The sequence below is a fragment of the Brevundimonas sp. R86498 genome (assembly GCF_044598075.1).
Lineage (GTDB): Bacteria > Pseudomonadota > Alphaproteobacteria > Caulobacterales > Caulobacteraceae > Brevundimonas.
This window is the reverse complement of sequence record NZ_CP139004.1, coordinates 1454020-1470744: the sequence shown is the minus strand read 5'-3', so window position 1 is coordinate 1470744 and position 16725 is coordinate 1454020. Positions and strand designations below refer to the sequence as shown.

The window sequence follows — 16725 nt, the reverse complement described above, 5'->3', positions numbered from 1 at the left end:
AACCCCGCCGGAGAGGCTCCGGCGGGGTGGAAAGATTCAGCCGGCGTTCGTTCAGCCGATGTCGGGCAGGGCCGTCTTCAGGTTCTCGGCCACCTTGTCGAGGAAGCCCTCGGTGGTCAGCCAGCCCTGCTGGTCGCCAACGAGCAGTGCCAGGTCCTTGGTCATGAACCCGGCCTCGACGGTCTCCACCACGACCCGCTCCAGGGTCTCGGCGAAGGTGGCGAGCTCGGCGTTGCCGTCGAGCTTGGCGCGGTGCTTGAAGCCGCTGGTCCAGGCGAAGATCGAGGCGATCGAGTTGGTCGAGGTGGCCTCGCCCTTCTGGTGCTGGCGATAGTGGCGGGTCACGGTGCCGTGGGCAGCCTCGGTTTCCATGACCTTGCCGTCCGGCGTCATCAGCACCGAGGTCATCAGACCCAGCGAGCCGAAGCCCTGCGCCACCACGTCGGACTGGACGTCGCCGTCGTAGTTCTTGCACGCCCAGACGAAGCCGCCCGACCACTTGATCGCGGCCGCGACCATGTCGTCGATCAGACGGTGCTCATAGGTCAGGCCCGCGGCCTTGAACTTGTCGGCGTATTCCGCGTCGAACACCTCCTGGAAGATGTCCTTGAAGCGGCCGTCATAGGCTTTCAGGATCGTGTTCTTGGTCGACAGATAGACCGGGTAGCCACGGTTCAGACCATAGCTGAACGAGGCGTGAGCGAAGTCGCGGATCGAGTCGTCGAGGTTGTACATGCCCATGGCAACGCCGGCACCAGGGGCCTTGTAGACCTCATGCTCGATCACCGCGCCGTCCTCGCCGACGAACTTGATTGTCAGCGTGCCCTTGCCGGGGAACAGGAAGTCGGTGGCCTTGTACTGATCGCCGAAGGCGTGACGGCCGACCACGATGGGCTGGGTCCAGCCGGGGACGAGGCGCGGGACGTTGCGGCAGATGATCGGCTCGCGGAAGACGACGCCCCCGAGGATGTTGCGGATCGTGCCGTTGGGCGACTTCCACATCTTCTTCAGGCCGAACTCCTTCACCCGGGCCTCGTCCGGGGTGATGGTGGCGCACTTCACGCCGACGCCGTGCTTCTGGATCGCGTGGGCGGCATCGATCGTCACCTGGTCGTCGGTGGCATCGCGGTGCTCCATGCCGAGATCGTAATAGTCGAGCTCGACGTCGAGGAACGGAAAGACCAGCTTGTCCTTGATCCACTGCCAGATGATGCGGGTCATCTCGTCGCCGTCGATGTCCACGATGGGGTTGGCGACCTTGATCTTGGCCATGCGGCTAACGTCCTGTCTGGAGTTTCGGAGAGTGGCCGGGGGTATAGCGACCGGCGAGCCGCGAGGCAAAGGCCCCGGTCAAAGCGTTAATCATGCCCGGAAGAAAACGCACGCGGCCAAGCTGAACCCAGGGCTCCCACGTCGGTTGTGAGGGATGGAAGGGCATCGATCTTCTCAAGGACGAGCCCGTGGATAACGAAACCGATGAGCTGGTCCGACGTTGGATCGTGCGGTTCTGCGAAATGCCGATCCTGATCGATCCCGACCTGATGCGCGCCGTGCTGAATGATCTGGATCCCAAGCCCGAGGAGAACCGCTGATGGCCAGCAAGACATTCAAGGCCGGAGCCCCCGTGGCGTGGGACCACAGCCAGGGCACAAGCGAAGGCAAGGTGGTCCGCAAGCTGACGAAACCCACGACAATCAAAACCCACAAGGTCGCCGCTTCGCCAGAAAACCCGGAGTATCTGGTCAAGAGCGACAAGACGGGGGCCAGAGCGGCGCATCGGCCGTCCGAACTGCGCAAGGCCTGACGCTGACCGGGTTTCAGGAAGGCGCGCCGGAGGCGACGATCGTCCCGGCCGGTCCGGCGAGGGACGACGTCGCCTTTGATGCCGATGTGCTGGTTGTCGGTGCCGGCCCGGCGGGGCTGACAGCCGCGACCTATCTGGCGCGGTTCCTGCGCTCGGTGGTCGTTGCGGACGGCGGGGACGCCCGGGCCAGCTGGATCCCGCTCAGCCACAATATGCCAGGCTTCCCGGCGGGGATCACGGGCGACGCCATCCTGTCCCGCATGCGGGAGCAGGCGACGGAGTACGGGGCGATCATCGAGTTGGGAAGGGTCGAGCCTCTGGAGACCATGGATGGCGGCTTCCGGGGCACTCTCAACGGCCGGACTGTGCGAACGCGCATGGTCCTTCTGGCGACCGGCGTCGTCGACCATCATCCGGACCTGCCGGGCGTGGAACGCGCCGTCGAACGCGCGCTGGTGCGGATCTGTCCCATCTGCGACGGCTATGAGGCGACCGGGAAAGCCGTGGCCGTGATCGGCGACAGCGACATGGGTGTGCGGGAGGCTGCCTTCCTGCGCACCTATTCGGACCGGGTGACCCTGCTGCATGTCGGCCCATCCGGAGCCCTCACCGAACGCGCGGCACTGGACCGGCTGGGCATCGAACTGGTCGAGACCCCGATCGAGACCGTCAGGCTGGAAGGCGATCGCGTCACAGCCCTTTGCTGGAACGGAAGCTTTCGCGCCTTTGACCTGGTCTATTCCGCCCTTGGCACCTCCGCCAATGCCACCCTGGCGCGGGACCTCGGAGCGCAGTTGGCCGAGGACGGGCGGCTGGAGGTCGATCTCCACCAGCGTACCAGCATCCCCGGACTGTACGCGGCCGGTGACGTCGTCCGGGGTCTGAATCAGATCGCGGTAGCGACGGCCGAGGCCGCGGTCGCCGCCACCGATATCCACAATGCCCTCCGGCGCGCAGAGGGCTTGACCGTCTGAAGCGGATCAGGCGGCCTGGGCCGCGGTCCACTCGGTCATGACCCGCTCCAGCACCGTCAGCGGCACGCCGCCCGTGTTGATGCCCGCGTCGTGGAAGGCCCGGATGTCGAACCGGTCCCCGAGCGCCCGCTGGGCGTTGGTTCGCAGCTCGACCCATTTGGTGTGGCCCAGCTTGTAGGAGCAGGCCTGGCCAGGCCAGACGCAGTAGCGCTCGATCTCCGTGGTGACCGCGCTTTCGGCGTCACCCAGCGCGTCGACCATGAAGCGGATGGCCTCCTCACGGCTCCAGCGTTTGGTATGCATGCCGCTGTCGACCACCAGACGGGTGGCCCGGAACATCAGGGACTGCAGATAGCCAATCTTTCCGACCGGATCGTTCTCGTACATGCCGATCTCGTCGGCCAGTTGCTCCGCATACAGGGCCCAGCCTTCGGAATAGGCCGAGAAGCCCAGCACCTTCATCAGCAGGGGCGTGTTGGCCTTCTCCTGCGCCAGGGTGATCTGGTGGTGATGGCCCGGCACCGCCTCGTGATAGGTCAGGGTCGGCAGCTGGAACTTCGGCCATTCGGCCGTGTCCCTGAGGTTGATGTAATAGGCCCCGGGCCGCGAGCCATCCAGCGACGGGGCGTTGTAGTACCCTCCCGGGGCCCCGGCCTCGATCGCCTTGGGCACGCGCCGGATCTCGACCGCGGCCTGGGGCAGGCGGCCGAAATACTCCGGCATGCGCCGACGCACCTCGATGGTCTGGGCATTGAGGTCGGCGAGAAGCTGTTCCTTCGCCTCATCGGTGTTCGGATAGAGGTAGCGGGGATCGTCGCCGAGGGCGGCGATCCGGGCCCCGACCGAGCCCTGGGTCAGGCCCTGGGCCTTCAGCAGCACGTCCGCCCGCGCCGACAGTTCGGCCAGTTGCTCAAGCCCGATGGCATGGATCTCGTCGCCCGAGAGGTTCGTGGTGGTGTAGCTCTGGATGCCGTAGCGGTAGAAGGCCTCGCCGTCGGGCAGACGCCAGACGCCGGCGTCGTGGGTGGCTCCGGCCTGCCGCGCCCGCAGCGCCTCGGCCTGACGGCTCAGCGCCGGGAAGACCGCATCGTTGACGATGGCCTCGGCGCGGGATCCCCACTCGCCGGGAATAGACTTTTCGCCGGTCCGGCGCGCGACGGACTGGACCAGGGTCGTGCCCGTCGCCCCTCCGGCCATCAGGCTTTCCATCTGGGCGAGAGTGCGGGCGATGACGAAGTCCGGCGGCACGGCTCCGGCCGCGAAGTCCAGCTCCATCCGTTCAGTTTCCTGGTCCAGCGCCGTAGCGAAGGCGGACACGCGGCTGAGATAGGCCTCGGCGTCCTCGGCCGTTTCGATCGAATGCTGGCTGTCGAGGAAGTCCGGGATCGACTGATAGGAGCCCGTCAATTGGCTGACCGTATAGGGAGAAGGCCCGAAGCCGCCGCCGCCATAGGGGAAGGCATAGCCGTCGATGGCCGTGTCGCCGAAATACTCCAGAGCGTCGTACCAGACCGTCTCGTCGGCACTCAGACCCGCGCGGTCGACGGCTTTCAGCGAGGCCATCTGACCCCGGAATGTTTCGCGGTCGACCAGAACCTTGGCCTGGGACCGGTCATCCAGCCGTGCCTTCATGGCCGCGTTCGGCCCCTTGTCGAAGCCGAGCTGGGTCAGCAGCTCGGGCGAGGTCATCAGGGTCTCGGCCACGATCCTGTCCATGACGGCCCGGAGCGAGGCCCCGGCGGTGGCCTGGCCCGGTGCGGCCAGCGTCTGGCCGGTCGCCATCAGACTGGCCCCCGCGGCGGCGGTGAACAACAGACGGCGGCGATCGATCATGGCAGGCTCTCCCCGAATTACAGGCGGCATTTGGCCATCAATCCGATGTGAGACACAAGCCACCATAGTCTTGCGTCCCTGTCACGCTGACCAGCCGCGGGGCGCGCGGGGGTTCCAGGGTGTCGCCACCCCCTTGTCGGCCTTCGAGGCACGCCGCCGCAGCCGCGCCAGCGCGGACAGCGCGAGGCCGATCCAACCCCATGCAGGCTCCTTATGCGTTCGAAACATCTCTTCCACCTGAGTCTCCAGTTCTGATACGGTCGAAACTGAGATAAGCGGCCAAACCGTCGACACCCGCAAACCAGTAGTCTCTCACTTAGCATTGGCTGCCCTTATGTCAGATGCCCTGTCCGGTGTGCCGCTTTCTTCCATCCGAGTGTTTGAAGCGGCCGCGCGCCTGAACAGCTTCACCCGGGCGGCGGAAGAACTGGGAATGACCCAGGCCGCGGTCAGCTGGCAGATCAAGGCCTTGGAGACACGGCTGGGGCTCAGCCTGTTTCGGCGGCTGCCGCGCGAGGTACTGCCCACCGAGGCGGGCGACCGCCTGGCACGCGCTGCAACCGAAGGCCTGACAATCCTGCGCCGGGGCCTCGCGGATATCATGGAGACGGATCGCGAGATCCTGTCGATCACGACCCTGACGACGCTTGCCACCCAGTGGCTCGCCCCCCGGCTTGGTGCCTTCCAGGTCGCCAATCCGGGGTTGGCGGTCCGTCTCGACACCACGCCGCGGGTCATGGACCTCGCGCGGGAGAATATCGATATCGCCCTGCGCGACGGGAGCGGCAGTTGGCCCGGACTGGAGTCGACCCTGCTGATGCCGAGCGTGTTCACGCCCTTGTGCAGCCCCAAGCTCTGTGAGCGCCTGGCGATGAAGGTTCCGGCCGATCTCGTGGAGGCGCCCCGCATCGGCGACGAGAGGGAGTGGGCCGCCTGGTTCGCATCCGCCGGTGTCATGACCCCTGCGACGCCGGCTTCGCGACTCCGGGCCGATATTCAGGGACTGGAAGTGGCGGCCGCCCGTGGCGGACAGGGGGTGGCGCTGGGCTCGCCCATCCTGTTCGTCCGGGAAATCGAGGCCGGCGTGCTGGTGAGACCGTTCCCGCAGACCATGCGGCTGTCGGCCGGATACTGGATCGCCTGGCCTGAGGACCGGAGGCGTTCGCCGAAGATCACCCGCTTCCGCGACTGGCTTCTGGCGGAGGCGGCTGCGGACCCGGAGATCGCAGCGGCCCTGTGAAAAGCCAACCGGGCAATAGGACGAGGCGCAGCGCCGGCCTTGGCGGGCACCCGCCGGTTGCGACGCGCTTGATCTATGGCCCGGGTGGTGCCGTATCCGCCCCCAGCCAGGCCTCACGGAAGGCCAGTTGTGCGGGCGTGACAGAACCGCCGCCCGCCTCGATGCGCGCCAGGGTGAACGAAGGATGGGTGGCGAAGCGCAGTGTGGCGGATCGTTCCACCCCGCGCTGCAGGAAACGGATCGGGACCTCGTCGCCGGGCTTCGCGGCGGCGACTGCGGCGGTCCAGTCGGCGGCACCGGTGATGGCCGCATCGCCGACCGCGACGATCTGGTCCCCGAGATCCAGACCCGCCTCGTACAGGGGCGTTCCGGGGGCCAGGGCACCGGGGATGATCGCGGGACCTGTGGCCGGGAAGCGGACGTTGCCCGCCCAGGCGGCCGTCGGATTCGCCGGTCGGATCACGATGCCGGCCTGGGCCAGCAGCGGCGCAAAGTCGGGCAGGTCGCTGCCCCGGATCTGGCGATCAAAGACGTCGGCGGCGAAGGCGGGATCGCCGGTCACCTCGGCCAGGGCCGCCTGGAGGTCTGCGGGCGTATAGGGGTTCTCGGGCACCCCGTGGGCGCGCCACATATGGCGCATCAGGTCGTCCAAGGTCACACCCGGGAAGCGCTGGCGCAGGGTGAGGTCGAGGCCAAAGGCGATGACTGCGCCGTACGGATAGTAGGAGACGAAGATGGCGTCGTTGGTCGGATCGATCGACGCGGCAGCGTCGACGAAGGGCGCGCGAAGGCTCATTTCCTGCGGCGAACCGAACCGGCGGCCCGAGGCGTTCTGGACGAAGTTCAGCTGACCGCCCATCTCGGCCAGGAAGGCGTCGACCGTGGCGACACCGGCGCGCCGGATGGTCAGCGGGCCATAGTAGCTGGTGAACCCTTCCGCGAACCACAGGGACGGGGTCGGATTGGCGCGGGTGAAGTCGAAGGGCTCCAGTTCGGCGGGGCGGATGCGCTCGACGTTCCACGCATGGAAGAACTCGTGGCTGAGGGTGCCGATCTGGCCAAAATCGGCCTCCCTGAACGAGCGGCTGTTGTTGATGATCGTCGAGTTCCGGTGCTCCATGCCGTCGCCGCTGACCCAGGGCAGATAGTCGGCGATGAAGGTGTAGGTCCCGAAATCGAAGTCCGGCACGTCGCCGAAGACGGCGATCTGGGCGTCCACGACCCGCTTCGCCCGCTCGGCGAAGATGTCAATCTCCTCGGCGGTGCCGGCATGGTGAGCCGCGATCCGGATCGTGCGGGCAACACCGGCGTCATCGACGGTCCACTCGCGCACCATGTGGTTGCTGAGCTCGGTCGGGCTGTCCATCAGATACTGGAGATCGGGCGCCGAGAAGGTATTGGGGTCGGAGCCGGGCTTCAGCTGGGTGGCGATGCTCCAGTCGGGCGAGAAGGGTTTGAAGGTCACCGTGACCGGCCGCTCGTCGAAGCCCGTCGCCCAGGCCAGGGTGGCCGGCATGTTCAGGTGGGCGTGGGTGGCGTCGATCTGGGAATAGGTGCCGTCCGAGCGGTCGCCGAACAGGGTGTAGGACAGGCTGACCGTTCCGTCGTGCCCGGGCACGGTCCAGCCGTAGGGGTCGGTGCGGTCAATGGTCAGGGGCCGGCCCTGCCCGTCGACGGCAGAGACGGAATAGACGTTCTTGGCGAACTCGTGGATCGCATAGCGGCCGGGCGACGACCGCGACATCTGGAACCGCACCGGGGTCGAGCCGACGTCGCGATAGGTGACCGTGATCCGGGCTTCGTGGTGGACGGCGTTGTCGAAGCTGACCTGATAGTTCTGGGCCTGCGCGGCTTCCGCCGCGAGGGTCAGGGCGGCGAAGGCGGCCGAGGCGGTCAGCAGGCGACGTACGAACATGGGAACTCCCGAACAGCGATGTCGCGCATAGGGGCGCAAGCGGGGCCGGGTGGCAAGTTACCTTGAGTTCACCCCGGCCGCAGTTCCTGCTTGACCCGTTCGGCCAGGGTCTTGATGTCCAGTGGCTTGGGCAGGAAGGACACGCCCGCCTCGTCCTGCAGGAGGTCGGAAAAGTCGCTCTCGGCGTAGCCGGAGATGAACATCACCGGGGCATCGCCCAGATACTGACGCGCCTTCTTGAGCAGGCTGGGGCCATCCAGACCCGGCATGATGACGTCGGAGATCAGCATGTCGATCTGGCCGGCCCATTCCTCGGCGAGGATCAGGGCCTCCTCGCCATCGGCGGCCTCGATCACCTCGTAGCCGCGCTGGCGGAGCAGACGGGCGGCGATGCCGCGAACGGCCGCCTCGTCCTCGACAAACAGGATGCGGCCGTTGCCGGACAGGTCGCGCGGCGCGGACCTGGCCTTGACCTCGATGGGGGCGACCTCGGCCAGCGCCTGTTCCGAGGCGGCCGGCAGGAAGATGCGGAAGGCCGCCCCCGCCCCCTCCAGATTGGTCACGCCGATATGGCCGCCAGCCTGCTGGACGATGCCATAGACGGTGGCCAGACCCATGCCAGTGCCTTCGTTCACGGCCTTGGTGGTGAAGAAGGGCTCGAAAATCTTGTCCAGCAGCTCGGGCGGTACGCCGGGCCCGGTGTCCGAGACCTCGATCAGGGCGCTCTCGCCCTCGGAGACCTCCAGCCAGCCGAGGGTGCGGGCCTCGTCCCGTGACAGGCGGCGGGTGCGGATGGTCACCACGCCCGCGCCGGGTTCGACGACACCCCGCATGGCGTCGCGCGCATTGACGGCGAGGTTCATGACCGCCGTCTCCAGCTGGGACTTGTCGGCCAGAACGATCGGCATGTCGCGGCCGTAGTCGGTTTCCAGCCGCACATCCTCGCGCAGCAGACGGCGCAGCAGGACCGCGAACTCTCCGACCAGCTCGCCCAGATCCAGCCGTTCGCGCCGGACCGTCGACTTGCGCGAGAAGGCCAGCAGTTTCCGCACCAGATCGGCGGCCCGGATCCCGGTCTGACGGATCTGGTTCAGCCCGTCGTAGGAGGGGTCGCCCACCGGGTGGCGCTCCAGCAGTTCGGACAGCTGCAGCTGGATGGCGGTCAGCAGATTGTTGAAATCGTGGGCGACCCCGCCGGCCAGCTGGCCCACGGCCTGCATCTTCTGCGCCTGCGACAGCTGCATCTCCATCGATTTCTGGGCAGAGACATCGAACAGCCAGACCCGGCGCCGGTCGCCTTCGGGGGCGACATAGAGGTGCAGAACGCGATCGGGGTGGGCGCGGGCGACCAGCTCGATCGGCCCCGTGGATCCGGCCGCCATGCGGGCCTCGGCCTCGGCGACGCCGACCGGATCAAACAGGTCCCCGAACGCGGCGTCGCGCGCCGCCGCAGGTCCGGTCAGGGTGGCCAGGGCCGGGTTGGCCTCACTGGTCATGCCTGCGAACAGATCGTCGCCGGCGATGACCGCCGAGCCGAAGGGCGCGCCCGCGGCCATGGCGCGCGCATCCCCCGTGCCCGCGCCTGTCCCTGCGGCCGGAGAGGCGGCAGAGGGGGCCGGGGTCACCAGGCTCGATTCAGGGGCCTCCCGCACCAGGAAGCGGCCCTCGCCCGCCTGACCGATCAGGACCTCGATTTCTCGCTCGCCGATCATCACGATCGCCCGGCCCTGATGGCCCGACCGGGCCTGGGCGAACGCCATATAAAGCGCCTGGGCCGACTTGCCCTTTGGCAGGGTGACGGTCGCGCCGTTCTGCGAGGCCCAGGCCCCGTTGAAGGCCAGAACCTGCCCGGACGCCCACACCAGCGCGGCCGGCTCGGCCATGGCGTCGAGCATCTCGACCGCCACATCGCCCGCCGGTCGGTCACTGCTGCGGACGTCGATGCGGTTGAAGGCGAACAGACCCATCAGGGCGACGGCCCCGACCGTCACCATCAGGATGATGTGGGGTGTCGTCACCGGCCCGGCCTGAAAGGCCGGCCACGCCAGCGCCGCGATGGCGGCGGCGAACCCGACCGCCATCAGAAGGACGGTCAGGTCGAGCCGGGGAATGGCAGGTGGAGGGCTGGACACGGACATAGGCGGGGCTCCCGCGCGAATCAGGACCGTCAGTATAGGGCAGTTTGCGCTGGTTCCGAGATCGCGGATCGGGCGGTGCCGCTCCCCGGGAAAATGCCAGTGTCAGAGGCGATGGTCATGGCCTGCGGCCGCGCTTCTGCATGACGAAGCCGATCACCTTGGCCGCAGCCTCGAAATGCTCGCGCGGAATGATCTCGTCGATGTCCACCGCCGCATACAGGGCGCGGGCCAGGGGCACGTTCTCGACGATCGGGACATCATGCTCGCGGGCCAGTTCGCGGATCCGCAGCGCCACCGCATCGACGCCCTTGGCGACGCAGATCGGGGCGGCATCACCCTTGTCCGGCTCGTAGCGCAGGGCGACCGAATAGTGGGTCGGGTTGGTCACGATGACCGTGGCTCCGGGAACATTCTGCATCATCCGCTGGCGGCCCTTCTGCATGCGAATCTGCTTCAGCTTGGCCTTGACGTGCGGGTCACCCTCGGACTGCTTGTACTCCTCCTTGACCTCCTCCTTGGACATCCGCTGGCGTTTGGCGAAGCGCATCTTTTGCCAGAGGAAATCCCCCCCTGCCGAGACCGCCAGAAACATCAGGGTCGACATCAGAAGCGCGACCACCATGTCGCGGGCCATGGGCAGGATCGCGGCGGGAGACATCGCGGCCATCGCCTCGAACTCCCGGGCGTGGGGTTTCATCACCATCCAGCAGACCACGCCCACAGCGACGAGCTTGATCAGGGTCTGACCGAACTGCATCAGCCCATCGGGACCGTAGATGCGCTTGAGGCCCGCCATCGGGCTGATTTTCTTCCACTTCGGCTTCATCCCCTCCGCCGAGAACAGCAGACCGGACTGAAGGACATTGCCGCTGACACCACCAACAATGGTCGCCAGCATCACCGTGCCGAGGAATGGCGCGATCGCCCACAGGGCGTTCATCCCGATCTCGACACCGGCCCCCGCGTCGAGCCCGCCCATCAGGGTGTGCGGCATGGCGATGAATGGCAGCAGCGACTCGGCCATCGAAGTCGCGAAATAGCCCCCGCCCATGATGATGACGGTGGACGCCCCCAGCAGACTGAGGGCCGGAGCGACGTCGGCAGATTTCGCGACATCGCCCTTTTTCCTCGCCTGTTCGAGTTTCTGTGGCGAGGCCTCTTCTGTCTTGGACTCGGGATCGGAGTCTTCAGCCACCGACCCCTCCCGTGCCCGACACGAACAGGTTCGCCAGAGCACGATACCGGTCGATGAAGACCGTGCCCATCACGCCAAGAGAAAGCGCAAGGATGGACAGGCCGAGGATGACGCTGAGCGGTGCGACGGCGAAGAAGATCTGGAAGGCCGGCATCACGCGGGCGATCAGCCCGGACGCCATGTTGAAGACCAGGGCAAAGACGATGACGGGAGCCGCCAGCTGCACGCCCAGCAGGAAACTGTCTCCCACGGTCCGGATGGCCAGCTCGACGAAATCGCCGGCAATCAGGGGGCGCGCCGGGGCGATCAGCTCATACGAACCCACGAGACCGGCGATGAACAGGTGATGGGTATTGGTGGCAAAGATCAGCACTGTTCCCAGCAGCATCAGAAACGCCGCGACGGTCGTGGCCGGCTGGGCCTGCAGCGGATTGGCGGTCTGGGCGAAGGCGAGTGTGGTCTGCAACGACACGATCTCGCCGGCGATCGCGAGAGTGCTGATGAAGACGCGCAGGATGGTCCCGATCATCAGCCCGGTGATCACTTCGCGGATGACCCAGCCGACCGCACCGCCGAGACTGGCGGGAAGGGCGGGAAGCGCCGTCGCGACCACGGGCCACAGCGCAAGCGAGATCACGAGCGCCAGCGCCAGCCGGATACGCGGCGGCACATAGCTTTCGCCGATGCCGGGCAGACTGAGCAGTATCGCCCCGATGCGGGCGAAGATCAGCCCGCCGGCCCAGACCTGATCGGCGGTGGCATAGGGCTCCATGGCCGGCCGCTACATGTCCGAGATGCGCGCGGCGATGGTGCGCATGAAGGTCCCCAGCAGCCCACCCATCAGGGGCAGGAACAGCAGCAGCGAGATGAAGATGGCGATGATCTTGGGCGCATAGATCAGGGTCTGTTCCTGGATCTGGGTCAGGGCCTGGAACAGGCCGATGCCCACGCCCACGACCAGTCCTACCAGCAGGATGGGTGCGCACAACTGGATCGTCAGCCACAGGGCATCGCGGCCCACATCCAGAACTTCCGCGCCGCTCATCGTCCAACCCTTCAGATACCAGGCAGAAAATGCCGGGAGCGTGGTTAACGCCACGTTAGCGATGGCGTCCGATCGCGGCCCGGGGCTTGCGGCACTGACCGTCGAAGAGAGAATTTCCATGGCCTGGACCGCGATTTCGACCCGAAACGGGACACCGCCGATCGCCCGAGGCGGCTGGCTGGACGCCCTGCGCTTCATTGTGGCCTCGCTGATCATCCTGCACCACTTCCAGGCGGCGGGGCCCGTGCCCCTGGCCGAAGCCCTGCATCCGGTGTTCGAACGGGGCGGATTCCTGCTGACCAACTTCTTCCTGATCGACAGCGGCTATGTGCTGATGCGGGTCTATGGCGGGGCCGTGGGCCGCGGCGAGATTTCGCCGCGCGGCTTCTTCATCAAGCGCTTTCTCAGGGTCTATCCCGCGCACCTGATGATGGGATTGGCGCTTGTCGCGCTGGTGCTGATCGGGACGGTGGCGGGGATCGGCCCCCGGAACCCGGAATGGTTCGACTGGCGCCAGCTGCCGGCGCAGCTGACCCTGACACAAGCCTTTGGCGTGCCCGGCGGTCTGGGCTGGAACGCCCCCAGCTGGTCGATCTCGGCTCTCGTTGGATGCTACCTGTTGTTCCCGTGGATCCTCAGAACCCTTGCTCGGCTGGGGCCCTGGACGGCGATTCTCGCCGTCACCGGCGTCTATCTGCTGGCCAATGCCGCGACCCACAGCCTGCTGGGTTATCCGGTCTATCAGATGCCGATGGGCTACGGCTTCTTCCGCGCCCTGCCCCTGTTCATCCTCGGCATGGGGCTGGCGGTCGTGTCGGAACGGCTGTTCATCGCCCCCCGCGTCGCCGCGATCATCGGTGTCTCGGCCGCCATCGGCCTCGCCACGGTCCAGGCCTTCGACAAACATGCCCTGATCAGCCTCGGTTTCATCTCCCTCATCCTGCTGGCGGCGGGCGCGCTCCCGGTCGTGCGCCCCTCGAAATGGATCGAGCGGGCCAGCGTGGTGTCCTTCTCCATGTTCATCACCAATGAGGTGGTGCGGATCGCCTGGTTCGGGGTCGCCAATGTCCTGATCGCCCGGTTTGCTCTGCCCGTCCCGGTGCAGTGGGGCCTCTGGCTGGCTGGCGTTGCGGCGGCCTTCGTGTTCGCCTTCGCCTTTCACAGGGCCGCGGATCAGCCACTCCAGAACCGGATCAAGCTGTGGCTGTCCGCCGGACGCCGCAGGGCGGCTCCGGTCGCGGTCCAACCGCCCACTCCGGTCGGCCAGGGCCACGCCTGACGATCGTGGAGACGACCTGTCTGACGATATCGCGAAGCGATTCCCCTTCCGCCGATCACGCTCTAGGATGACCTCGCCCCGTCTGATGGGCCGAGCATGAAGACGACCCTGAGTGACGCCTCCCAGCACACGCGACCTGATCATGGGCAATCCCGTGGCCCGCGCCTTCGCCGTGACCGGGGACGCCTGGACCCAGCTGATCCTGCGTGAGGCGTTCTATGGAGCACGCCGCTTCTCGGTCTGGCGTGAACGCCTCGGCATGCCGCGCAGTGTGCTGACCGATCGATTGAATCGATTGGTGAGCGCCGGCCTTCTGGTCCAGCGCGAGGCCCCGGGATCCGCCACCCGCCTCGAATACCGTCTCACAGAGATGGGGCTCGACATGTTCGGCACGGCCGTCATGCAGGGTCAGTGGGAGCGTAAATGGGCGCGGTCGCCGCTGCAGGAACGCTATGCCCTCGCGTTCTTCGACCGGGAGACCGGTGCCCGGGTCGAACCGACCGTTTTCGATCACGAGGGCGGGCAGCCCGTCGACGCGTCCCGGGTCCGGTGGGAGGCCGGCGAGGGTCTGACGCCGATCGCCCCGCCGACCTCGCGCCGACGCCGGACAGCCCCCATAGAGACCGACCGGGCGATCATCGACCGGTCGACGGACATCATGGGCGATTACTGGAGCTGGGCCGTGCTGGCGGCGGCCTATTTCCGCCTGCGCCGGTTCGACGAGATCCATGAGGCCCTGGGGGTCGCGACCAATATCCTTGCCGACCGTCTGAAGACCCTGGTCCTGCATGGCGTGCTGGAAAAGCGCCTCTACCAGACCGCCCCGCCGCGCTTCGAATACCGGCTGACCGAGGCCGGGCGGGACCTGTATCCGATCATCATGACCATGCACGGCTGGTCTGAACGGTGGCTCTGTCCGGACGGGGCACCGCTGCGTCTGATCGACACCGGGACGGGACGACCGATCTCGGCCGTGGTCTGCGACCGGAGCACCGGCCGCCGCATTGATCCGCGCGCGATCCGCTGGGAGGTCGAGGCGGCGGCACCGGTCGGAACCAGCGCCGCCTGACCGGTCAGAAGCTGCGGCTGACGGCGATGCCCCACGATCGCGGAGCCCCGAAGACACTGAAGCCCACGCCCACATTCTTGATGATGTGGGTCTGGTATTCCTCGTCGCCGAGGTTCTTGCCGTAAACCGCGATCTTCACGCCGTTCGAGGCTTCCCACGAGGCATAGGCGCTGACCAGACCGTGCGCCGGCGACAGCACTTCGGGATTGTTGGAGGGATCGAAGAAGAAGTCGTCCGTCCACTGATAGTCAATCCGGGCCGCCAGCTGGCCGCCGAAGGCGTCCCACTCCCCATCGGCATAGAGGGTGTACTGGCTGTCCGGCGAGCGCGGCAGGGTGAGGTTGTTGTAGGGCAGGATCAGCGCGCCGGACTGGGCATTCGACGTATAGTGGGCGTCGAGGTGGGTGTAGGACCCGCCCAGGGTGATGCTGTTGCTCAGGGCGAAAGCCCCTTCCAGCTCGTAGCCGTCGACCTCGGCCTGGGCGTTGGAAGTCACCAGCGTCAGGCCCAGAAGCTCATAGACCTGCAGGTCATCGTACTCGAGGCGGAACAGGGCCCCGTTCAGCCGAAGCCGGCCGTCCAGCAGGGTCGACTTCAGCCCGAGCTCATAGTTGTCGAGGATTTCCGAGCGCAGCGGTGTGCGGGCCTGCACGGCCGTCTGGGCTGTCGAGGGGAAGGCCCCGGCCTTGTAGCCCCGGTCATAGGAGGCATAGAGGCGGACGTCCTCGAACGGCTCGACCGCCAGGGCGACCTTCCATGTCGGTTCCTCGAACTCGGCGCTGCCGGTCGTGCTGTATGGCGTCCCGGTCGGCCCCAGCGGGATGCCCGCGGGCGGGCTCAGGCCCCGGTCATTGTCACGCGCGATCTGGGTCACATCCCGCTCATCATGGGTCCAGCGGGCACCGACCGTCAGTTCCCAGATGTCGGCGAAGGGCACGGTGGCCTGTCCGAAGACGGCATAGCTCCTGTTGGCGGCCGTCTGCAGGAAGGTCGTGTCCCCGCCGAAGGAGGGCGGTGCGATGGGCAGTCCGGTGCGGACGATGAACCGTTCCGAACGATCGACGTCCTCGCTGAAGTAGAACAGTCCGGCCACCCAGCTGATCGGCGACTCCGGGCGGGAGACCAGCCGGAACTCCTGGCTGAACTGGGAGGCGTCCTCGGCCGCCTGGTCGTCAACCTCAAGCGGGAAGTTGGGGAAGGGCAGTCCGCCCAGATTGTCCCGCCAGCGATAGCTGTTGTCGCGGTAGGAGGTCAGGGACACGACATTGAAAGCGTCCGCCTCGTACTCGACGCGGACCGTCGCGCCGATATTGTCCCGGTTCTGGTAGTTGTCCGCCGACGAGAAGCTCTGGCGGCGGTCGAGCCCCGTTCTCAGGCCGTTGATCAGGGAGACGAAGGCCGGTGCCGTGGCGGATGCGGTCACCGGGATCCGGGCATGACCGTCCATCCGGTCGCGGGAGACATCGACCGATCCCAGCACGGTCCAGGGGCCGGACTCGTTCAGCAGGGACAGGCGGGCTCCGTACTGCTTTCCGCCTTCCAGACCGCGGCCGCTCGGCACGTTCTCGGCATAGCCGTCGTTGCGGTTGACCCGCAGCGCCAGACGCGCCGCGCTGTCCTCGCCCATCCGGCGGTTGAGGACGACCTCGGCTCCATATTCGTTGAAGCTGCCGGCGCGGAGCAACGCCATGGTGGTGTCCTCCATCTGCGGCCGCCGCGTATAGACGTTCAGGGCCCCGCCCGAGGCGTTGCGTCCGTACAGGGTGCCCTGCGGACCGCGCAGGATTTCGACTCGCTCGATATCGAGGAAGGCCAGCGAACTGGCCCCTGCACGGCCGATGGAGACCTCGTCGATCGAGATACCGATGGAGGGATCGCTGGCGGCCGAGTCGCTGGTGGTGCCCACGCCGCGGATGTAGAGCTGGGGCTCACCGATGTTGAACTGGGTCAGGGTCACGCCGGGGGCCTTGGCGGCGATGTCCTGGATGCCTGTGGCGGCGGTCCGCTCGAGGGTTTCTGCGCTGAAGGCGGTGATGGCCAGAGGCACATCCTGAAGCGACTGCTCCCGACGCTGGGCCGTGACGATGATGTCATCCAGCGCGGCGGATTCCTGCTGCGGCGCGTCCTGCGCGAAGGCTGGTGCGCCGAGGCCGGCAGCCAGGATCAGCACAGCAATGGACGCGGTCTTCCCGACGATGGTCTGCATTTGGCGGTCCCCTTCCCAAGGTTGGCT

At 66.9% G+C, this 16725-nt stretch carries 14 protein-coding genes; 6 read left to right on the top strand and 8 right to left on the bottom strand.

Annotated elements, in window-relative coordinates:
- Window positions 1–51: 51 nt before the first annotated feature.
- Window positions 52–1272, bottom strand: coding sequence for an NADP-dependent isocitrate dehydrogenase (locus SJY26_RS07270; protein WP_396595464.1), 1221 nt, complete (start codon window positions 1270–1272; stop codon window positions 52–54).
- 188 nt (window positions 1273–1460) lie between these two features.
- Between SJY26_RS07270 and SJY26_RS07265 the strand changes: the two genes are divergently transcribed.
- The 3 genes from SJY26_RS07265 to SJY26_RS07255 all read left to right on the top strand — a co-directional run bounded on the left by SJY26_RS07265 (window position 1461) and on the right by SJY26_RS07255 (window position 2778).
- Complete coding sequence (locus SJY26_RS07265) at window positions 1461–1592, top strand: hypothetical protein (protein WP_396595463.1); 132 nt, start codon at window positions 1461–1463, stop codon at window positions 1590–1592.
- Window positions 1592–1804 (top strand): DUF2945 domain-containing protein, encoded by a 213-nt coding sequence (locus tag SJY26_RS07260; protein ID WP_396595462.1) that lies wholly within the window; start codon window positions 1592–1594, stop codon window positions 1802–1804. The genes SJY26_RS07265 and SJY26_RS07260 overlap by 1 nt, the downstream gene beginning before the upstream one ends.
- A gap of 86 nt (window positions 1805–1890) precedes the next feature.
- The gene (locus tag SJY26_RS07255; RefSeq protein WP_396595461.1) at window positions 1891–2778 is read left to right on the top strand and encodes an NAD(P)/FAD-dependent oxidoreductase; all 888 of its coding nucleotides are present in this window, start codon (window positions 1891–1893) and stop codon (window positions 2776–2778) included.
- Window positions 2779–2784: 6 nt separating this feature from the next.
- Here SJY26_RS07255 and SJY26_RS07250 read toward each other — a convergent pair whose 3' ends face one another.
- Window positions 2785–4611 carry a DUF885 domain-containing protein gene (locus tag SJY26_RS07250; protein ID WP_396595460.1) on the bottom strand — a complete coding sequence of 609 codons (1827 nt, stop codon included), beginning with the start codon at window positions 4609–4611 and terminating at the stop codon, window positions 2785–2787.
- Between the two features lie 334 nt (window positions 4612–4945).
- Between SJY26_RS07250 and SJY26_RS07245 the strand changes: the two genes are divergently transcribed.
- Complete coding sequence (locus SJY26_RS07245; RefSeq protein WP_396595459.1) at window positions 4946–5851, top strand: LysR substrate-binding domain-containing protein; 906 nt, start codon at window positions 4946–4948, stop codon at window positions 5849–5851.
- Between the two features lie 73 nt (window positions 5852–5924).
- Here SJY26_RS07245 and SJY26_RS07240 read toward each other — a convergent pair whose 3' ends face one another.
- The 5 genes from SJY26_RS07240 to fliQ all read right to left on the bottom strand — a co-directional run bounded on the left by SJY26_RS07240 (window position 5925) and on the right by fliQ (window position 12144).
- Window positions 5925–7766 (bottom strand): M61 family metallopeptidase, encoded by a 1842-nt coding sequence (locus SJY26_RS07240; RefSeq protein WP_396595458.1) that lies wholly within the window; start codon window positions 7764–7766, stop codon window positions 5925–5927.
- Window positions 7767–7834: 68 nt separating this feature from the next.
- Window positions 7835–9904 (bottom strand): cell cycle histidine kinase CckA, encoded by a 2070-nt coding sequence (gene cckA, locus SJY26_RS07235; RefSeq protein WP_396595457.1) that lies wholly within the window; start codon window positions 9902–9904, stop codon window positions 7835–7837.
- 115 nt (window positions 9905–10019) lie between these two features.
- Window positions 10020–11099: a flagellar biosynthesis protein FlhB gene (gene flhB, locus SJY26_RS07230; RefSeq protein ID WP_396595456.1), complete on the bottom strand. Its 1080-nt coding sequence runs from the start codon at window positions 11097–11099 to the stop codon at window positions 10020–10022.
- Window positions 11092–11871, bottom strand: a complete 780-nt coding sequence (fliR, locus tag SJY26_RS07225; protein WP_396595455.1) for a flagellar biosynthetic protein FliR — start codon at window positions 11869–11871, stop codon at window positions 11092–11094. Before fliR ends, flhB begins: the two co-directional genes overlap by 8 nt.
- A gap of 9 nt (window positions 11872–11880) precedes the next feature.
- Window positions 11881–12144, bottom strand: a complete 264-nt coding sequence (gene fliQ, locus SJY26_RS07220) for a flagellar biosynthesis protein FliQ (protein WP_396595454.1) — start codon at window positions 12142–12144, stop codon at window positions 11881–11883.
- Window positions 12145–12262: 118 nt separating this feature from the next.
- Here fliQ and SJY26_RS07215 point away from each other — a divergent pair, with 118 nt between their 5' ends.
- Both SJY26_RS07215 and SJY26_RS07210 read left to right on the top strand, forming a co-directional pair.
- Entirely contained in the window at window positions 12263–13423 is a 1161-nt protein-coding gene (locus tag SJY26_RS07215; protein WP_396595453.1) for an acyltransferase family protein, read from the top strand.
- 112 nt (window positions 13424–13535) lie between these two features.
- The gene (locus tag SJY26_RS07210; RefSeq protein ID WP_396595452.1) at window positions 13536–14492 is read left to right on the top strand and encodes a winged helix-turn-helix transcriptional regulator; all 957 of its coding nucleotides are present in this window, start codon (window positions 13536–13538) and stop codon (window positions 14490–14492) included.
- A gap of 4 nt (window positions 14493–14496) precedes the next feature.
- On the opposite strand, the gene SJY26_RS07205 is transcribed toward SJY26_RS07210, so the two are convergent.
- Window positions 14497–16698 (bottom strand): TonB-dependent receptor, encoded by a 2202-nt coding sequence (locus SJY26_RS07205; protein ID WP_396595451.1) that lies wholly within the window; start codon window positions 16696–16698, stop codon window positions 14497–14499.
- Window positions 16699–16725 lie beyond the last annotated feature (27 nt).